Source organism: Streptomyces sp. NPDC004111, assembly GCF_042874215.1.
Taxonomy (GTDB): Bacteria; Actinomycetota; Actinomycetes; order Streptomycetales; family Streptomycetaceae; genus Streptomyces.
The window spans coordinates 113,841-131,824 of sequence record NZ_JBIAMU010000012.1; the positions used below are offsets into that span (position 1 = coordinate 113,841).

A 17,984-nucleotide genomic window follows, 5' to 3' on the forward strand; every position below is an offset into this window, starting at 1 on the left:
GACGCGATCGTAACCAGTCGTGTCCTCGCGGGGATGGGGTTGAGCACACAGGTCTGAGTATCCGTACCTAGAAGGAGAGATGAGTAGGTGTGCGGATGGGCCCCACCAGCGCAGACGGAAGAGTGGGGGTCACGGAAGGGGCACCGCGCCGAGACCGCCGACACGGGGCGGCGGAAGCGGCGCGGGACCCCGGACACAACGGGGAGCACGGGGGAAACGCACCGGTGGGGGGGGGGGGGGGGGGGGGGGGCGGCACCCCCCCCCCCCGGGGCGGGGGCGGGGCCGGGGGGGGGGGGGGGCCCGGGCCCCGGCCGGGGCCCGGCGCCCCCGGGCGGGGGGGGCCGCCGGGGGGGGCGCGCGGGGGCCCCCGCCCCGGCGGGGGCCCCGGGCCCCCCCCCCCCCCCCGGGGCCCCGGGGCCCACCCCCCGGGGGGGGGGGGGGGGGGGGGCCCCCCCCCCCCCCCGCACCGGTGTTCCTCATGTCCGGACCGGGGGCCGGAGCCTTCCGGGCCCAGGGCCGGGACCGCGGCCCGCCGGGCCGGGGGCCGCGAGCCCCCGTATCCCGGCCGGGCGTTCAGCGCAGGTCGCCGCCCACCCGTCCGTGCAGCAGCCGCGACAGCGCCGAGTGGACGTCGTCCAGCGAGCGCTCGCTCTGGAAGGCCTGCCAGTCCAGCGCCGCCACCAGCACCATCCCGACCAGTGCCGCCGCGGTCAGCGGGATGTCGATCTCCTCGCTCAGCTCGCCGTCCGCGACGCCCTCCGCGAGGACCGTCTCCACCACCGCGACCGCCTGCTGACGCACCACCAGCAGTGTGGACTGCCACGCCCGGTTGGTGCGCCACAGCTCGGCGACGTACAGCTGGGTGAAGGCCGGGTAGCGGTGGATGAACTGCAGGCCCGCCCTGATCATCGCGTCCAGGGACTCGACCTTGCTGCCGCCGCCGGCCCTGGTGGCGTCCGCCGCCTCCTGGAGGGAGGCGGTCAGCAGGCCGACGCCGTACCGCAGCAGCTCCTCGAAGAGCTCGCTCTTGCTCTTGAAGTTGTAGTACACGGTGCCCTTGGCGACCCCAGCCCGCTCGGCGATCTCCTCCACGGTGGTGGAGGAGAAGCCCTTCTCCGCGATGAGAGTCACGGCCGCCTCGTAGAGCTTCTGCCGGGTGTTGCGGCGCCGCGTGCTGCTGCTGTCCATGGCGTTGATTCTCACAGGCTGAGCTCGGGGTGGAGTCTGTCCAGCGTCCAGACCTGCTTGCGGCGCGCGGACAGCGCGGTGAGGGCCAGCGCCCCGGCGGTGAAGGCGGCCAGCACGACGCTGCCCGTCCAGACCGGTTCCAGACCGCCGCCCGAGATCAGCCTGCGCAGCCCCTCGACGACGTACGTCATGGGCAGGAACGGGTGGATCGCGTTGAAGAACGTCGGCGACGTCTGCACCGGGTACGTGCCGCCCGCCGACGTCAGCTGGAGCATCAGCACCGCCAGCACCAGGATCCGGCCCGCCGCGCCGAACCGCGCGTTCAGCCATTGCACGATCGCCGAGAAGCAGCAGGTCACCAGGGCGAGGAAGGCGATGGTGCCGGCCGGGCGGGCCATCTCCAGCCCCAGGGCGAAGTGCAGTACGGACATCAGTGCCGCGATCTGCAGCAGGCCGAGCGCCGCGACCGGCAGCCAGCCCGCGAAGGCGATCCGCCAGGCGGACGCCCCGGCGGCCAGGGCGCGCCGGTTGAGCGGCTGGATCAGCATGTACGCCACCATCGAACCCACCCACAGGGACAGCGGGATGAAGTACGGGGCGAAGCCGGTGCCGTAGTTGGGCGCCTTGTGCATCGACTGCGAGGCCAGCTTGACCGGGTCGGCCATCACCTCGGTGCGCTTGTCCCGGGAGTCCTTGTCGTAGTCCGGGATCCTGTCCACGCCGTCGTGCAGACCGCCGGCCAGCTTGCCGCTGCCGTCGGCGAGCTTGAACAGCCCGCCGTCCAGGTCGTTGGCGCCGGTCCGCAGCTTGCCGACGCCGTTGTCGAGGTCGCTGGCGCCGGTACGGGCGGAGCCGAGGCCGGTGTGCAGCTTGGCGGCGCCCTGGGAGACCTGCTGGGCGCCGGAGTTCAGCGCGTTGACCTTGGTGACGGCGGCCTTGAGGTCGTCGTCCAGGTGCGGGGCCTCCTTGACGAGGGCCTGCGACTTGGACTGGAGGTCCGCGAGCCGGGTGTCCAGGGTGGCCAGCTCGCCCTTGCTGTCCCTGACCATCGCGTTGACGTCCTCGGCCACCTTCGCGGCGTTCTGCGCGGCGGTGACACCGCGCGCGAGCACGGGGCAGGCGCGCGCCTTGAGGGCCGCCTCGGCGGCGGCCGGGTCCGGTGCGTCCGCGGCGGCCCCGTCGGCGGACGGCGCCTTCGGGGCACTCGCCCCGCCGCCCGCGCTCTCGCAGAACTGCTTGTGCACGGCGGCCAGGTCCTGGGCGCCCTTGCGGGCGTCGGCCGCGGCCACCGGGGCGCCCTTGACCAGGGTGTCCAGGTGGTGGCGGGCCGCCTTGGAGGAGTCCGCGACCAGTTGCGCGGCACGGGCGATCGACTTGCCGTCGTCCTTCAGGTACGGGCGGACCTGACCGGCCACCCCGTTGACCTTCTGCGCGAGCTGCTTCGTACCGTCGGCGACCTTCTTGGAGCCGGCCGCCAGGTCGGCGGCGCCGGTGTCCAGCTTCCGGATGCCGCCGGACAGGTCGCCGCTGCCCTTCTTGGCGTCCTTCAGCCCGTTGGCGAGGTCCTTGGAGCCCTTCTTCGCCTTGCCGATGCCGCCGTCGAGGTCCTTGGCGCCCTTGGCGGCCTTGGCGGTCGCGTCGTGGATGTCGGAGAACGAGATGAAGATCTTGTCGAGGAAGCCGCGCGAGGCGTTCGTGGAGGCCGCGGTGCGCACCTCGGAGAACACCGAGCGGGAGATCTGCCCGACGATGTAGTTGTTGGAGTCGTTGGTGGCCACCTGGAGCGCACCGGTCTCCGGGGAGTCGCCGGAGCTGGAGGCGATCCGCTTGCTGAAGTCGGAGGGCATGGTCAGCGACAGGTAGTAGGCGCCGCTCTCGACACCGTCCTTGGCGTCCTTCGCGTTCACCTCCTGCCAGTCGAAGACCTTGCTGTCGAGCAGCTTCCCGGTGATCTCGTCACCGGCGGTGATCTTCTTGCCCCCGGCGGTCGCCCCCTGGTCCTCGTTGACGAGCGCCACGGGAATCTTGTCGAGCCGCCCGTACGGGTCCCAGAAGGACCACAGGTACAGGGCGCCGTAGAGCAGCGGCAGCAGCAGGAGCGCCACCAGAGCGGCCCGCGGCAGCTTCCCCCTGCCGAACCGCTTGAGCTCAAGCGCGGCCAGTTTCGGCGAGCGCATCGGCCGCCCCCTCCTCGGTCGAGTCCTTCTTGCTGTCCTGCGTCATGTCCTGCTTCGTTTCCGGCCCGCCCGGTACGGGCCCGCCCCCGGGCCCCGTCCCGGTCCCCGGCTTCCCGGCCGCCTCGCGTACGTCGCCCAGGCGGACCCGCAGCGCGTCGGCGGGCGGTTCGCTGCACACCGCGACGACGGTCGTGCCGCCGGCCGCCACCGACCGCAGCAGCTCCCAGGCCAGCTCGCGCTCGGCGTCGGACAGCTTCAGGTCCGCGTCGTCCACGGCCAGCAGCCGGGGCGAACCCATCAGCGCCAGTCCCACCGACAGCCGCAGCCCCTCCAGCCGCTCCAGGTCGCGCACGGAGGTCCGTCCGCCCTTGGGCAGGGTGTCGAGGTCCAGGCCGACCGCCTTCAGCGCGGTGTCGATCCGTGCCCGCGCGGCCGCCCGGCGCGCGGAGGGCCGCTGGAACAGGGAGCGCAGCGGGCCGTCCAGGCGGCGCTGCAGCAGCGCGCGTTCGCGCAGGTGCTCGTTCACGGTGAAGGCGGGGTCCAGTTCGCTGACCGAGGTCACCGGGCCCAGCGCGCTGATCCGGCGCACCCCCGCCATCTTCTTCGGCAGCCGCAGACCGCCCACCCTGGCGTGTCCCTCGGTGGCACGCATGCGTCCGGCCAGGGCGAGCAGCAGGCAGGTGCGGCCCGAGCCGGAGGGGCCCTCGATCGCGACGAACGACCCTGCCGGAGCGGAGAGGTCCACGCCCCGGAAGGCCCAGCCGCGCGGCCCCTTGAGGCCGAAGTTCACGGCGTCGACCGCGGCCCCCTCGGCGGTTGCTGTCCCCGTGTGCGGGCTGTCCACGCACCCTCCCCACTTTTGAACTGACCGGTCAGTTCAAAAGTATGCCCTCCCTTCCCGGGACCAAAGACCCAGCTCAGGGCCGATTGTCAGTGGCGTCCCTCACAGTGGGCACATACGGCCACAGCGCCGTTACCCGACGATCAGGAGGCTCGTCATGACTCGCGCTGGTGTCCACGCCGATGTCCACCCCGTACTGCGCCGCGCCTCGGCGCCGCCCGCGGCCCTCGACCTGCTCGCCCAGGCCCGCGCGGGCCTGGAGGAGGCCGCGGTCACCGAGGCCGCCAACGAGCGGTACGCCACCGCGCACCTGGCCGCGCTGCGCACCGCGGCCGCCGTGCTGGCCGCCCGGGGCCGCCCCGAGACCACCCCGCGCCGCAGGCAGCGGATACGCAGCGCCTGGGAGGTGCTGCCGGAGACCGCGCCCGAACTGACCGAGTGGAGCGCCCTGTTCGCCTCCGGAGCCGAGCGCAGGGCCCGTGCGGAGGCGGGGATACGGGGCGCCGCCAGCGCCCGGGACGCCGACGACCTGGTGCGCGACGCGGCGATGTTCCTCCGGCTGGTCGAGCGGATGCTCGTCCTGCAGCCCGTGCTGCCCAGGGCCCGTGCCGAGGACCCGGCGCCACCCGCCCCGGCGGCGTCCGCGACGCCGTCGCCGGGCCCCGCCGCGACCCCGGCCGCACGCCCCGGGCCGCCGCCGCACGGGGAGGGCGGACCGGGCCCCGCGCAGGCGGGATGACCTGGGCGGGGTCCGGGGGCCATTAGGCTGGGCGGAGCCTTGTCAGCGGGCTCAGGCCCGCACCGTTCCCCGAGGAGTCAATGCCGTGTCGGAACCGATGCGCCCCCGCGCCTCCCTGCGTACCGCCGTGGTCTGGGAGGTCCTCAAGGACGCTCTCGACCAGCGTGCCAAGGAGACCGGCCGCGACACCCTGGACATCCTCGACACCGGGGGCGGCACCGGGAACTTCGCGGTGCCCGTCGCCAGGCTCGGCCACCGGGTCACCGTGGTCGACCCCAGCCCCAACGCCCTCTTCGCGCTGGAGCGCCGGGCGGCCGAGGCCGGGGTCGCCGACCGGGTCAGCGGAGTCCAGGGCGACGCGCTGGGCCTGTTCGACGTGGTCGAGCGCGAGGGGTACGACGCGGTGCTCTGCCACGGCGTCCTGGAGTACGTCGACGACCCCGCCGAGGGACTGGGCAACGTGGTGGCGGCGCTCCGCCCCTCCGGCACCCTCAGCCTGCTCGCGGCCGGCAGCGGCGGCGCCGTGCTCGCCCGCGCCCTGGCCGGCCACTTCAACGAGGCCCGCCAGGCCCTCACCGACCCGGCCGGCCGCTGGGGCGAGGGCGACCCGGTGCCCCGCCGCTTCACCGCCGAGCAGCTCGGCGCCCTCGCCGACGGCGCGGGCGTCGAGGTCGGCGCCGTGCACGGCGTCCGGGTCTTCGCGGACCTGGTCCCCGGCGTCCTGGTGGACACCGAGCCCGGTGCGATGGAGGCCCTGATGAAGCTGGAGGCCGCGGCGGCCGAACTGGCCGCCTTCCACGCGGTGGCCACCCAGCTGCACGTACTGGGCGAGAAGCGGGCCGAGGGCAAGGGCCGCTAGCCCCCCGGCCCGTCCGGAGCAACGGCCGCCGACCGGACCCACGACCCCGCCACGGCGGCTGATCAGGGACGAGGGCGGGTAGGTGAGGGGCAAGGAGTCCGCCGCCGGCCCCCCGATCAGCCTCCGGGCCCCGTATGATCGAGGGACACCGTCGGCATGACGGGTCGGCCGTTGGGGAATGCACGCTTCAACAGCCAAGCCGGCACGGCGGCCCGGATTGGCGAATTGGCGTAGAGGGCGGGTTTCACGGGGGCGATTCCCTGCCTATTCTGAAAGGGCCGCATCCGGTCGCCCCCCGCGACCGACGAGTAGGAGGACTCCGTGCCGCTCTCGGAGCACGAGCAGCGAATGCTCGAGCAAATGGAGCGAGCGCTGTACGCCGAAGATCCCAAATTCGCGACAGCGCTTGAGGGAAGCGGGCTGCGTACGTACACCCGGCGACGGGTCTACCAGGCGGTCGCAGGCTTTCTGGTGGGTATCGCGCTCCTCATGGCCGGCATGGTCGCCCAGGAAATCTGGGTGAGCGTCGTCGGTTTCCTTGTCATGCTCGGTTGCGCCGTCCTCGCGGTCACCGGATGGCGCAAGGCTCCCAAACCGGGTGAGCAGCCCGTTCCCGGCATGGCGCCCGCGGGCCGCCGTCAGCCCAGGCAGCGCCGCTCGGTGATGAACCGCATAGAGGAACGCTGGCAGCGCCGGCGCGACGAACAGGGCGGCCAGTAGCGCGCGAGTGCGCCGACGTCTCACTTTTACGCGCGAGGGGCGACCACCTGAGGGGTGGTCGCCCCTCGCGCGTACGTGGGCGTGTGCGCCGCCGCGGCTTGGAGTGGCGGGCCCTCCTGGGGCGGGTGCGGAGGCGCGGGTGCGTCACGGTTGCTCGCGCGGGTCCCCGCGCCCCTGAATGCGGCCCCCGGGGGCGAACAGCTCCGCGCCCCTGAACGCGGCCCCAGGGGGGGCGAACAACGCACCCCAACCCACCCCCGCCTCACCCCCGCTGGCGCGACACCCGCCTCAGCAGCGGGCCCGACCAGCGCCCCCACTTCCCGCTCCACCGCTCCCGCACCGCCGAGGCGCGGCCGGAAATCGCCCACACCACCCGCACGGCCGAGCGGGGCAGCAGCAGGGCGCGCAGCCTGGTCCGGCCCCTCGCCGCGTCCCGCAGCCCGGCCCGTACCCGGTGCACGTCGTCCACCAGCGAGCCGCTCGCCTGCGGCACCGGTGCGTACAGCACCTGCTCCACCGCAGAGGCGGTCCGGTGCACCGCCTCGGCGGAGGGGCCGTCCAGCGAACCCAGCCGGACGATCCGTGCCGCGGTCCTGCGCGGTGTCTGGGAACCGTCGGGCGCGATGCCCAGGTCCCACGCCGAGTCGTTGATCTCCCGCCAGGCCGCCAGCGTCCGGTCCGCCGCGTCCGACGGCGTACGCCCGCCCGAACCCAGCCGCCGCGCCCGCACCCTGGTCCGCCACAAGAGGGGAAGCAGGGGCAGCACGAGGAGCACCAGCACGCCCGCGGCGACGGCCACGACCGTACCGGTCGGGGTGCCGCGGTCGGTCGGGTCGACCGGACCCGCCTGCGCCTCCCGGCCGCACTCGCCGAGCCTGCGGTCGGCGGCCGAGCACTTGTCGGTCGGCTGCGGGGAGGCGGTCGGCTCGTTCGAGGCACCGGTGGTCGGCTGCGCCGAGTCGCTCGGGTCCTGCGACGGGGTTTCCTGCCGGGTGTAGTCGGGGGTCGAACCACGGGTCGGGGTCGGCTCGAAACGGGTCCAGCCGAGCCCCTCGAAGTACAGCTCGGGCCAGGCGTGCGCGTCCCGCAGACCGACCGACATGGTGCCGTCCGACTTCGCCGTACCCGGGGTGAAGCCCACCGCGACCCGCGCCGGGATGCCCAGCGTGCGGGCCATCGCCGCCATCGAGAAGGAGAAGTGGACGCAGAAGCCCTCCTTGTCCTTCAGGAAGCGGGCGATGGCCTCCGAGCCGGTGCCCGACTTCACCTGGGTGTCGTACGTGAAACCGCCGTCGGTGGAGAACCAGTTCTGGAGCGCGACCGCCCGCTCGTAGTCGTTGGAGGCGTCCTTGGTGACCTCCAGGGCGGTCCGCTTCACCACCGGCGGGAGGTTCGCCGGCACCCGGGTGTACTCCTTGCGGAGGTCGGCGGGTGCGGCCGGGGCCGCCGCCAGCTGCTCCCGCGTCGGCTGGACGGCCAGGCTGCGGACGTCGTAGCGGGCGCCCTTGGTGGTCTGCCCCCGGTCGCCGACCAGGGTGCGGCCCTCCGGCTCGAACCGCCAGCGCCCGCCGATCTTCACCTTGGTCGCGGGGAAGGGCAGCGGCAGCCAGTTCTGCTCGTAGGACCGGTCGGCCAGGATGTTGGTGCTGATCTCGGTGACCGGGACCTCGGGGCTCAGGCCCTTGGGCGGCGGAAGCGGATCGGGGACGTCCCCGATCTTGCGCTCGGACGACTTCCACGCCGTCCCGTCGAACTGGTCCAGCGCCACGATCCGCAGATACAGGTCCTGCGTCTGCTGCGCCGTGGTGCGGTAGCGCAGCACCTCGCGGTCGACCGGCTGGTTCAGGCTCTCCTGGAGCGAGACCAGCGGGTTCACCGCCGAGATGGTGCCGCCCGAGCCGGTGCCGCGCCCGGGGCCGCTGCCGCCGAGCAGACCGCCGTCCAGGGTGGGCAGCAGGGCGGGGACCAGCAGGGCGACGCCCAGCGTGAGCGCGCCGATCCGGCGGCCGGTGCGGACCGGGGCCAGCGGCGCGCTGCCGCCGGTCTCCAGACCGGCGACGCTCTGCCGCAGCCGGTTCGGCGCGGACCCGCCGAACACCCGGCCCCACTGCGACAGCCGGTCCCGGCCCTCGGCCAGGAGCAGCAGCAGGTACCCGGCGGCGGCCAGCAGGAAGTACAGCCAGCTCGCACCGCCCCCGGACAGGCCGGCGGCCACCGAGTACAGGGCGAGCAGCGGCAGCCCGGCGGGTGCCGCGCTGCGGAAGGTCACCGCGAGGGCGTCCACCGCGATGCCGATCATGAGCACACCGCCGACCAGCATCAGCCGGATGCCCTCGGAGGCGGGTGCCGGGATGGCGTACCGGTTGACGTCCGCCGCCCCCGAGCTGAGCAGCCGGCCGAACTCGCCGACCGCGTCGGGCCCCGGCAGGAACCCGAGCACCGCGTGACCCCCGGCGAACATCAGGGTCAGCAGCACCAGCGAGACCACCAGCTGCACGGCCACGGTCAGCGCCCTGGCCAGCGGCACCCGGCGGGCCAGGGCCCCGACCCCGGCCTGCACACCCACCAGGAGGACCGCCTGGAGGAACCAGCCCGCCTCCGTCACCAGCGGAATCAGCGCCGCCGCCGCCATCAGGGTGGCGGCCAGCGCGCAGAGCGTCATCCGCCCGCGCCCGCTCATGACCAGCCCCCCGAAATCCCCGACATCCCCGATGTCCCCGTCTTCGTCCCCGCGGCGTCCCCGCCGCCGCTGCGCTGTGCCTCCGCCTGCCGCCACAGCTCCGCCAGCGGCGTGCCCGGCGGCGCGCACACGACGGTCCAGCCCGCGTCGCGCAGCCCCCGCAGCCGCTCCTCGGCCTGCTCGCGCACGGCCGCCGCGGCCTCCGGCTCACAGGTCCACACCGCACTGTCCACGACGAAGGCGACCGCCCCGCCGGTGCGCTGGCGCATCTGCGCCGCGATGGCCGACTGGGTGCTGTCGAGGTCGCCGAAGAAGGCGACCAGCAGGCCCTCGTTGCCGCCCCGCAGGACGTCGTACGAGGGCGAGAGACCGCCGCCCTCGGAGTGTCCGACGACCGCCAGGGTGTCCATCATCAGTCCCGCCGAGTCCGCGGTCTCCTGGGTGGAACCGGTGAACCCGCCCGCGCCGTCGCCCGGCACCGAGTTGCCGGTGTCGGTCAACAGCCGTACCGAGAAGCCCCGTTCGAGCATGTGCACCAGCACGGAAGCGGCACCCGAGACCGCCCATTCGAAGGCCGAGTCGGGCCCGGCCCCCACGAAGGCGTCCCGCCGGGTGTCCAGCAGCACCGTGCAGCGGGCCCGCTGCGGCTGCTCCTCGCGGCGCACCATCAGCTCGCCGTAGCGCGCGGTGGAGCGCCAGTGCACCCGGCGCAGGTCGTCGCCGTGCCGGTAGCCGCGCGGAATGATGTCGTCCTCGCCGGCCAGCGCGAGCGAGCGCAGCCGTCCGTCGCCGTACCCGTTGGCCTCACCCGTGAGCCGTACCGGAGGCAGCGCCTCCACGCGCGGGACCACGGTCAGGGTGTCGTACGCGCTGAAGGAGCGGCTCAGCTCGCACATCCCGAACGGGTCGGTCAGCCGCAGTTGCAGCGGCCCCAGCGGATAGCGTCCGCGCAGGTCCGAGCGGACCCGGTAGGACACCTCGCGCCGGCCGCCCGGCTCCACCTTGTCCAGCACGAAGCGGGGCCGCGGCCCCAGCACGTACGGCACCCGGTCCTGGAGCATCAGCAGCCCGGTGGGCAGCCGCGAGACGTTGTCCATCCGCAGGTGCACCCGGGCCTCCGACCCGGCGGGCACCCGCGCGGGGGAGAGCCGGCGGCTGCCCGCGACCCGGTAGCGGGTGCGGTAGAGCACGATCACGCACATCAGGGGCAGCACCGCGAGCAGCACCCCGACCCGGAGCAGATCGCCCTGCCCCAGCACGTACGCGCAGACCGCCGCGGCGAGACCGGCCGCCAGGAACGACCGGCCGCGGGTGGTCAGCCCGGCCAGCGCGGCCCGCACCCCGCCCTCCTTCTCCCCGGGCTCGGCCGCGGGCCCCCCGGCCTGCATCACAGCGACCGGGCGCCGGGCGAGCCGTGGTACGGCGGAGCAGGGGTGTTCCCGGTGGGCACCGGGGTCCGCTGGAGGATGTCCAGCACGACCTGTTCGGCGGTCCGCCGGTTGAGCTGCGCCTGCGCGGTCGGCAGCAGCCGGTGCGCGAGCACCGCCACCGCCAGTGCCTGCACGTCGTCGGGCAGCGCGTAGTCCCGGCCGCTGAGCGCGGCGGAGGACTTGGCGGCCCGCAGCAGGTGCAGGGTGGCCCGCGGGGAGGCACCGAGCCGCAGGTCGGGGTGGTTGCGGGTGGCCCCCACCAGCTCGACCGCGTACCGCCGGACCGCGTCGGCGACGTGCACCTTGCGGACGGCGTCGATCAGCTTCACGATGTCGTGCGCGTGCGCCACCGGCTGGAGGTCGTCCAGCGGGGAGAGCCCGCCGTGCACGTCCAGCATCTGGAGCTCCGCCTCCGGCGACGGGTAGCCGATCGACACGCGCGCCATGAAGCGGTCGCGCTGCGCCTCGGGCAGCGGGTAGGTGCCCTCCATCTCGACCGGGTTCTGGGTGGCCACCACCATGAACGGGTTGGGCAGCTCGTAGGTCTGCCCGTCGATGGTGACCTGCCGCTCCTCCATGGACTCCAGGAGCGCCGACTGCGTCTTGGGCGACGCGCGGTTGATCTCGTCGCCGATCACGATCTGGGCGAAGATCGCGCCCGGCTTGAACTCGAAGTCGCGCCGCTGCTGGTCGTAGATCGACACACCGGTGACGTCGGACGGCAGCAGGTCCGGCGTGAACTGGATGCGCCGCACCGAACAGTCGATGGATCTGGCCAGGGCCTTCGCGAGCATCGTCTTGCCGACGCCCGGCACGTCCTCGATGAGCAGATGCCCCTCGGCGAGGAGCACGGTCAGCGAAAGCCGTACGACCTCAGGCTTGCCCTCGATCACGGCCTCCACCGACGCGCGCACCCGCTCCGCCGTGCTGGTCAGATCCGTGAGGCTCGCTCGATCGTCATAGGTCGTCACCCCGGCCCTCCTCGGCCCTTTCGGGCCGGCGTCACGACGACGCATGCGGCCCACCCCGAAACACGGACAGCCCGGCCGGAGGGTTCCCGGCCGGATGTCACACACGCATTCTTGTTGCCGTTACCGCTTCGTGTCACTCGCCTGCGGACAAGTGGATGCGAAATGCCGGAGTTGGTGCTTTTTTGCGCCAGATCCCCGCGGTCGGGCCGCCCCGCTCAGGCGGGGTCGATCTCCCGCAGCAGACCCGTCGTCACATCGAAGACGAAGCCGCGCACGTCCTCGGTGTGCAGCAGGAACGGCGACGTCCGCACCCGCTGCATCGACTGCCGTACGTCCTGGTCCACGTCCCGGAACGCCTCGACGGCCCAGGACGGGCGCTGGCCGACCTCGTCCTCGATCTCGTGCCGGAAGTCCTCGGTGAGGGACTCCAGACCGCAGTTGGTGTGGTGGATGAGTATGACGCTGCGGGTGCCGAGCGCCCGCTGGCTGATGGTGAGCGAACGGATCACGTCGTCGGTCACCACACCGCCCGCGTTGCGGATGGTGTGGCAGTCGCCGAGCGCCAGACCGAGCGCGTCGTGCAGGTCGAGCCGTGCGTCCATGCAGGCGACCACGGCGACCTGGAGAACCGGCCGGGCGTCCATGCCGGGGTCGGTGAAGTCGGCGGCGTACCGCTGGTTGGCCGCGACGAGACGGCTGATGACCGCGGCGTCGCCGGAGGCGTCGGTGCCCTGGGGGCCCTCGGGAAGGGATGCGGAAGTCGACATGACTATGACGGTACTGGTCAGGCCCCGGCCGGGCCTGCTGTGGGAGGGGACAAAGAAGGTCAACAAGTGTTGTTGTGAGCTAATCCACAGGGCCCCCGGCGGATGCCGCCGGCTTGCCTCGTACGGGTGAAAAACCGGCCGCAGGGTCTGTCGCGGGCACGGCACGCGGTGCCCTGCCCGTTGATTGACCGGGAGGACCGGTGGACTAAAGTGACGCGAATCCCGTAGTTCCCCCCGCGCGCGGCAGTTACGTACGGCCCGGCCTCCGCCCGCTCGTCGGCCGGCCCCTGTGGCCGGCTCCCCTTCCCGAGCGGGTGGGGACCGGGCCGTACGTGACTCACGAGAGCACCGCGCGCACCTGCTTCGAGAGGGCGCATGAGCCAGAGTCGACACGTCCCGGTGATGCTCCAGCGGTGCCTGGACATGCTGGCCCCGGCCATCGCCGAGCCGGGGGCGGTCGTCGTCGACTGCACCCTGGGGCTCGGCGGTCACAGCGAGGCCCTGCTCACCCAGTTCCCCGGCGTGCGCCTGATCGGCCTGGACCGTGACAAGGAGGCCCTGCGCCTCTCCGGCGAACGCCTCGCCCCCTTCGGCGACCGGGCCACCCTGGTGCACGCGGTCTACGACGAGCTGCCCGAGGTGCTCGACCGGCTCGGCGTCCCGCGCGTCCAGGGCGTCCTGTTCGACCTCGGCGTCTCCTCCATGCAGCTCGACGAGGCAGACCGGGGCTTCGCCTACGCCCAGGACGCCCCGCTCGACATGCGGATGGACCAGAGTTCCGGCGTCAGCGCCGCCGAGGTCCTCAACACCTACGCCCCCGGCGAGCTGGTGCGCATCCTGCGCCAGTACGGCGAGGAGAAGCAGGCCAAGCGGATCGTCTCGGCGATCGTGCGCGAGCGCGACAAGGAACCCTTCAGCAACAGCGCGCGCCTGGTCGAGCTGATCCGCGACTCGCTGCCGCAGGCCGCCAAGCGCACCGGGGGCAACCCCTCCAAGCGCACCTTCCAGGCCCTGCGCATCGAGGTCAACCGCGAACTGGACAGCGTGGAGGCCGCAATTCCGGCCGCCGTGCGGGCGGTCTCCGTCGGCGGCCGGGTCGTCGTCATGTCGTACCAGTCGCTGGAGGACCGCATCGTCAAGCAGGTCTTCGCGGCGGGCGCGGCCAACACCGCGCCGCCCGGCCTGCCGGTGGTCCCCGAGCGCTACCAACCGCGGCTCAAGCTGCTCACCCGCGGCGCCGAACTGCCCACCGAGGAAGAGGTCGCCGAGAACCGCCGGGCCGCGCCCGCCCGGCTGCGCGGCGCCCAGCGCATCCGGGAGGACGAAGCCGAGTGACGAAGCCGGCCAAGCAGTTGCGGGGGAGGGCGGCACGGCTGTCCCAGCTGTTGCCGCCGGGCCCCGGTCAGGCGGCCCGAACGCCCTTCGTGCTGCTGGTCGTGGTGCTCCTCGGCGGTGGGCTGATCTGCCTGCTGATGCTGAACTCGGCACTCAACGAGGGCTCGTTCCGGCTGAACGACCTCAAGAAGCAGACCACCGAACTCACCGACGAGGAGCAGCAGCTCCAGCGCGACGTCGACGATCGCTCGGCCCCCGGCGCCCTGGAGCGCCGGGCCCGCGAACTCGGCATGGTCCCCGGCGGCTCCCCGGCCTTCCTCGACCCCGACGGCAAGGTCCGCGGCACCCCGAGCGAGGCCGCCCCGCCGCCGGAGCCGGCCCCCGAACCCGTACGGCCGCAGCGGGCCCCCGCCGTGCCCCCGGCCGCCGCCGCGAGCCCGGACGCGGCCGGTCCCGGTCCCAGCGGCGCGCCCCGCGCGCCCGCCGCGAGCCCGTCCCCCGCGGGCCGCCCGCCCGCGCGCACCTCCGCCACGCCTCCGCCCGCGCAGCCGTCCCCGACGACTGGGCCCCCGACGACCTCCGGCAGGTGACGCAGTGCCCCCGAAGGCTGTGCCCCCGAACGAACCGCGCCGCCGGGTCCCGGCCCCCGGCCGGCCGCCCGCCCGCAAGTCCGCCGCACCCGCCCGCAGGCCCGCGGCCCGGTCCGCGAAGGCCAAGCAGCTGCGGCTCGGCAGCCCGCGGCCCCGGCTGCGGCTGGTCGGGCTCGCCCTGACGCTGGTGATGCTGGCCTTCGTCGTACGGCTGTTCCAGGTCCAGGCCGTCGACGCGGCCACGTACACCGACAAGGCCGAGGCGCAGCGGCAGACCAAGCACACCCTGACCGCCGAGCGCGGCGAGATCACCGACCGCAGCGGCATCGCGCTGGCCGCGAGCGTGGACGCGCACGACGTCACCGCCGACCCGTTCCTCTACACCCCCGAGCAGAGCAAGCTCGCGGACGCGCCGCAGCAGGCCGCGGCCGTGCTCGCGCCGATCCTCGGCAGGCCCCCCGCCGAGATCGCCAAGAAGCTGGCCACCCCCAAGACGCGCTACGTGGTCCTCGCCCGCCGCCAGACCCCCCAGATCTGGAAGCAGATCAAGGACCTCAAGAGCGTGTACGGGGACCGGGCCGCCGCCGCGAACCGCAAGAAGCCCGGCTCCGCGACCAACCTGCTGGGCGGCATCCTCCAGGAGCCCAGCAGCACCCGCGTCTACCCCAACGGCGACCTGGCCGCCGGGATACTGGGTTACGTGAACGCCGCAGGACGCGGCGCGGGCGGCCTGGAGGTCAAGCTCGACGAGCAACTCGCGGGCAAGGACGGCGAGATCACCTTCGCCCAGGCGGGCGGACGCCGGGTGCCCACCGCGGGCGCCAACGAGACCCCCGCCGTGCCCGGCTCCGACATCGAGCTGACCATCGACCGCGACATCCAGTGGGCCGCCCAGAGCGCCATCGAGGCGCAGGTGAAGAAGTCCAAGGCGGACCGCGGGTACGTCATAGTGCAGGACACCCGCACCGGCGAGGTCCTCGCGATGGCCAACGCCCCCGGCTTCGACCCCAACGACCTCTCCCAGGCCAACTCCGCGGCCATGGGCAACGCGGCCCTCCAGGACGCCTACGAACCCGGCTCCACGGCCAAGATCATGTCGATGGCCGCGGTGCTGGAGGAGAAGGCGGCCACCCCCGACACCCACGTCGTGGTGCCCAACCGGCTCAAGCGCGGCGACCGCCTCTTCAAGGACGACGTCGACCACGAGACCTGGTACCTCACCCTCAACGGGGTCCTCGCCAAGTCCTCCAACATCGGCACCATCCTGGCCACCGGAGAACTCGGCGACACCCAGCCCGAGGCCAACAAGGTGCTCCACTCCTACCTCACCAAGTTCGGCATCGGACAGCGCAGCGGCCTCGGCTTCCCCGGCGAGACCCCCGGCATCCTGGCGCCGCCGGAGAAGTGGTCCACCTCGCAGCAGTACACGATCCCGTTCGGCCAGGGCCTGTCGCTCAACGCGATGCAGGCGGCCTCCGTGTACTCCACGATCGCCAACGGGGGAGTGCGCATCGAGCCCACCCTCGTACGCGGCACCAAGGGCCCGGACGGCCGCTTCGCCCCCGCGCCCGCGCCGAAGAAGACCCGCGTGGTCAGCGACCGCACGGCGAAGACGCTCGCCCGGATGCTGGAGTCCGTCGTGGACGACGAGGAGGGCACCGGCACCAAGGCGCGCATCCCCGGCTACCGCGTCGGAGGCAAGACCGGCACGTCCAACCGGGTGGACCCGCTCACCGGCCGCTACAAGGGCTACACCGCCTCCTTCGCCGGATTCGCGCCCGCCGACCAGCCGCGGATCACCGTCTACTGCGCCATCCAGAACCCCACCAGGGGCAGCTATTTCGGTGGCCAGATCTGCGGTCCGATCTACAAGCAGGTCATGGAGTTCGCGCTGAAGACCAGGCAGGTCGCACCCACCGGCGGCAAGCCGGCGAACCTCCCGGTCACCTTCGGCACCGGGAGCTGACCGGCCGAAAATCGCCGTCCGCACCGGAAACCCTCCGTACGAACCGGAAACCCTCAGTGACAACCCTCACCAACGACCACCGAAAACGGGTTGCGCGGGCCCCCTGCTTTCGCCCGGAACCCGTCCCGCCGGGTACGCTCACCGCCGTGCCACACGCTGATCAGTCCCAAACCACCCAGAAGGACGCTCCGGTGAACTACCCCGGAGCGCCCAGGCCGGACCGGGTCCGCCCGACGACCCTCGGGGAGCTGGCCGAACGGCTGGGCATCGAGTCCCCAGGACCTGGAGAGACCACCGGAATCACCCACGACTCCCGCGCGGTTCGCCCCGGCGACATCTACGCCGCGCTCCCGGGAGCGCGCCTGCACGGCGCGGACTTCGTCGCGCAGGCCGCCGAACTCGGCGCCGCCGCGGTCCTCACCGACCCGGCGGGCGCCGCCCGCGCCGCCGCGACCGGCCTGCCCGTCCTCGCCGTCGAGAACCCGCGCGCCCACATGGGCCAGCTCGCCGCCGACATCTACGGGAACCCCGGCCGCGACCTGCTCCAGATCGGCATCACCGGAACGTCCGGCAAGACCACCACGGCGTACCTCGTCGAGGGCGGTCTGAAGGCGGCCGGCGACCTGCCCGGCCTCATCGGCACGGTCGAGATGCGGATCGGCGACGAGCGCGTCAAGTCCGAGCGGACCACCCCCGAGGCCACCGACCTCCAGGCGCTCTTCGCCGTCATGCGCGAACGCGGCGTCAAGTCGGTCGCCATGGAGGTTTCCAGCCACGCGCTGGTGCTCGGCCGGGTCGACGCCTGCGTCTTCGACGTCGCGGTCTTCAACAACCTGAGCCCCGAACACATGGAGTTCCACTCCGACATGGAGGACTACTTCCGGGCGAAGGCACAGCTCTTCACCCCGGAGCGGTCCCGGCTCGGTGTGCTCAACTTCGACGACGAGTACGGCCGCAGGCTGGTCACCGAGGCCGGCGTGCCCGTGATCACCTTCTCCGCCGAGGGCCACCCCGACGCCGACTGGCGGGCCGACAAGGTCGAGGTCGGACCGCAGTCCAGCACCTTCACGGTGATCGGCCCCCGGGGCGAGCACGTCAGCGCGACCGCCCCGCTGCCCGGCCCGTTCAACGTCGCCAACACCCTCGCCGCGATCGTCACCCTGGCCGCCGCCGGGTACGACCCGCAGACCGCCGCCGACGGCATCGCCGCCGTCCCCGGCGTCCCGGGCCGCCTGGAGCGCGTCGACGCCGGGCAGGACTACCTCGCCGTCGTCGACTACGCCCACAAGACGGACGCCGTCGAATCGGTGCTGCGCGCCCTGCGCAAGGTCACCGAGGGCGACCTGCACATCGTGCTGGGCTGCGGCGGCGACCGCGACCAGCAGAAGCGGGCCCCGATGGGCGCGGCCGCCGCCCGGCTCGCCGACACCGCCGTACTGACCTCGGACAACCCCCGTTCCGAGGACCCCCTCGCCATCCTCGCGACCATGCTCGCGGGAGCCGCCGAAGTACCCGCCCACGAGCGCGGCGACGTCGCCGTCTTCGAGGACCGGGCCGCCGCCATCGCCGAGGCCGTCGCCCGCGCGAAGAGCGGCGACACCGTCCTCGTGGCGGGCAAGGGCCACGAACAGGGCCAGGACATCGCCGGAGTGGTACGCCCCTTCGACGACCGCAAGGTGCTGCGCGACGCCATCGAGCGCCGCCGGCACGAGATGGGATGA

14 protein-coding genes are annotated in these 17,984 nt (G+C 73.4%); 7 read left to right on the top strand and 7 right to left on the bottom strand.

Annotated elements, in window-relative coordinates; genetic code table 11:
• Nucleotides 1-573: 573 nt before the first annotated feature.
• The 3 genes from ACFYVL_RS23595 to ACFYVL_RS23605 are packed head-to-tail and all read right to left on the bottom strand — an operon-like array spanning nt 574 to nt 4,209.
• A complete protein-coding gene (locus ACFYVL_RS23595; RefSeq protein WP_389247885.1) occupies nt 574-1,188 on the bottom strand; it encodes a TetR/AcrR family transcriptional regulator in 615 nt (204 codons plus the stop codon).
• Between the two features lie 11 nt (nt 1,189-1,199).
• Nucleotides 1,200-3,365 carry a YhgE/Pip family protein gene (locus ACFYVL_RS23600; RefSeq protein ID WP_389247887.1) on the bottom strand — a complete coding sequence of 722 codons (2,166 nt, stop codon included), beginning with the start codon at nt 3,363-3,365 and terminating at the stop codon, nt 1,200-1,202.
• On the bottom strand, nt 3,337-4,209 hold the full coding sequence (locus ACFYVL_RS23605; protein WP_389247889.1) for an ATP-binding cassette domain-containing protein: 873 nt from the start codon (nt 4,207-4,209) through the stop codon (nt 3,337-3,339). Before ACFYVL_RS23605 ends, ACFYVL_RS23600 begins: the two co-directional genes overlap by 29 nt.
• Nucleotides 4,210-4,363: 154 nt before the next feature.
• On the opposite strand from ACFYVL_RS23605, the gene ACFYVL_RS23610 reads away from it, so the two are divergent.
• The 3 genes from ACFYVL_RS23610 (at nt 4,364) to ACFYVL_RS23620 (ending at nt 6,524) form a co-directional block, all read left to right on the top strand.
• A complete protein-coding gene (locus ACFYVL_RS23610) occupies nt 4,364-4,945 on the top strand; it encodes an SAV_6107 family HEPN domain-containing protein (RefSeq protein ID WP_389247891.1) in 582 nt (193 codons plus the stop codon).
• An 85-nt stretch (nt 4,946-5,030) separates the two neighbouring features.
• Nucleotides 5,031-5,804: a methyltransferase gene (locus tag ACFYVL_RS23615; RefSeq protein ID WP_389247892.1), complete on the top strand. Its 774-nt coding sequence runs from the start codon at nt 5,031-5,033 to the stop codon at nt 5,802-5,804.
• 321 nt (nt 5,805-6,125) lie between these two features.
• Nucleotides 6,126-6,524 (top strand): DUF3040 domain-containing protein, encoded by a 399-nt coding sequence (locus ACFYVL_RS23620; RefSeq protein ID WP_389247894.1) that lies wholly within the window; start codon nt 6,126-6,128, stop codon nt 6,522-6,524.
• 262 nt (nt 6,525-6,786) lie between these two features.
• On the opposite strand, the gene ACFYVL_RS23625 is transcribed toward ACFYVL_RS23620, so the two are convergent.
• The 4 genes from ACFYVL_RS23625 to ACFYVL_RS23640 all read right to left on the bottom strand — a co-directional run bounded on the left by ACFYVL_RS23625 (nt 6,787) and on the right by ACFYVL_RS23640 (nt 12,435).
• A complete protein-coding gene (locus tag ACFYVL_RS23625; protein WP_389247896.1) occupies nt 6,787-9,204 on the bottom strand; it encodes a transglutaminaseTgpA domain-containing protein in 2,418 nt (805 codons plus the stop codon).
• Nucleotides 9,201-10,592 (bottom strand): DUF58 domain-containing protein, encoded by a 1,392-nt coding sequence (locus ACFYVL_RS23630; protein WP_389247898.1) that lies wholly within the window; start codon nt 10,590-10,592, stop codon nt 9,201-9,203. Before ACFYVL_RS23630 ends, ACFYVL_RS23625 begins: the two co-directional genes overlap by 4 nt.
• Nucleotides 10,592-11,605 (bottom strand): AAA family ATPase, encoded by a 1,014-nt coding sequence (locus ACFYVL_RS23635; RefSeq protein ID WP_389247900.1) that lies wholly within the window; start codon nt 11,603-11,605, stop codon nt 10,592-10,594. Before ACFYVL_RS23635 ends, ACFYVL_RS23630 begins: the two co-directional genes overlap by 1 nt.
• Nucleotides 11,606-11,820: 215 nt before the next feature.
• Nucleotides 11,821-12,435, bottom strand: coding sequence for a beta-class carbonic anhydrase (locus ACFYVL_RS23640; protein WP_389247902.1), 615 nt, complete (start codon nt 12,433-12,435; stop codon nt 11,821-11,823).
• 312 nt (nt 12,436-12,747) lie between these two features.
• Here ACFYVL_RS23640 and rsmH point away from each other — a divergent pair, with 312 nt between their 5' ends.
• From rsmH to ACFYVL_RS23660, 4 genes are read left to right on the top strand one after another with little or no spacing between them, the layout of a single operon-like run.
• A complete protein-coding gene (rsmH, locus tag ACFYVL_RS23645; RefSeq protein WP_389247904.1) occupies nt 12,748-13,707 on the top strand; it encodes a 16S rRNA (cytosine(1402)-N(4))-methyltransferase RsmH in 960 nt (319 codons plus the stop codon).
• Complete coding sequence (locus tag ACFYVL_RS23650; protein ID WP_389247906.1) at nt 13,704-14,297, top strand: septum formation initiator family protein; 594 nt, start codon at nt 13,704-13,706, stop codon at nt 14,295-14,297. The genes rsmH and ACFYVL_RS23650 overlap by 4 nt, the downstream gene beginning before the upstream one ends.
• A gap of 19 nt (nt 14,298-14,316) precedes the next feature.
• Nucleotides 14,317-16,263 carry a peptidoglycan D,D-transpeptidase FtsI family protein gene (locus tag ACFYVL_RS23655; protein ID WP_389248230.1) on the top strand — a complete coding sequence of 649 codons (1,947 nt, stop codon included), beginning with the start codon at nt 14,317-14,319 and terminating at the stop codon, nt 16,261-16,263.
• Nucleotides 16,264-16,319: 56 nt separating this feature from the next.
• Nucleotides 16,320-17,984 carry a UDP-N-acetylmuramoyl-L-alanyl-D-glutamate--2,6-diaminopimelate ligase gene (locus ACFYVL_RS23660; protein WP_389247908.1) on the top strand — a complete coding sequence of 555 codons (1,665 nt, stop codon included), beginning with the start codon at nt 16,320-16,322 and terminating at the stop codon, nt 17,982-17,984.

What these genes read in the sequence shown, in the direction of transcription:
- ACFYVL_RS23595 (WP_389247885.1), bottom strand. Translation starts at nt 1,188, where the DNA reads ATGGACAGCAGCAGCACGCGGCGCCGCAACACCCGGCAGAAGCTCTAC.
- ACFYVL_RS23600 (WP_389247887.1), bottom strand. Translation starts at nt 3,365, where the DNA reads ATGCGCTCGCCGAAACTGGCCGCGCTTGAGCTCAAGCGGTTCGGCAGG.
- ACFYVL_RS23610 (WP_389247891.1), top strand. Translation starts at nt 4,364, where the DNA reads ATGACTCGCGCTGGTGTCCACGCCGATGTCCACCCCGTACTGCGCCGC.
- ACFYVL_RS23625 (WP_389247896.1), bottom strand. Translation starts at nt 9,204, where the DNA reads ATGAGCGGGCGCGGGCGGATGACGCTCTGCGCGCTGGCCGCCACCCTG.
- ACFYVL_RS23630 (WP_389247898.1), bottom strand. Translation starts at nt 10,592, where the DNA reads ATGCAGGCCGGGGGGCCCGCGGCCGAGCCCGGGGAGAAGGAGGGCGGG.
- rsmH (WP_389247904.1), top strand. Translation starts at nt 12,748, where the DNA reads ATGAGCCAGAGTCGACACGTCCCGGTGATGCTCCAGCGGTGCCTGGAC.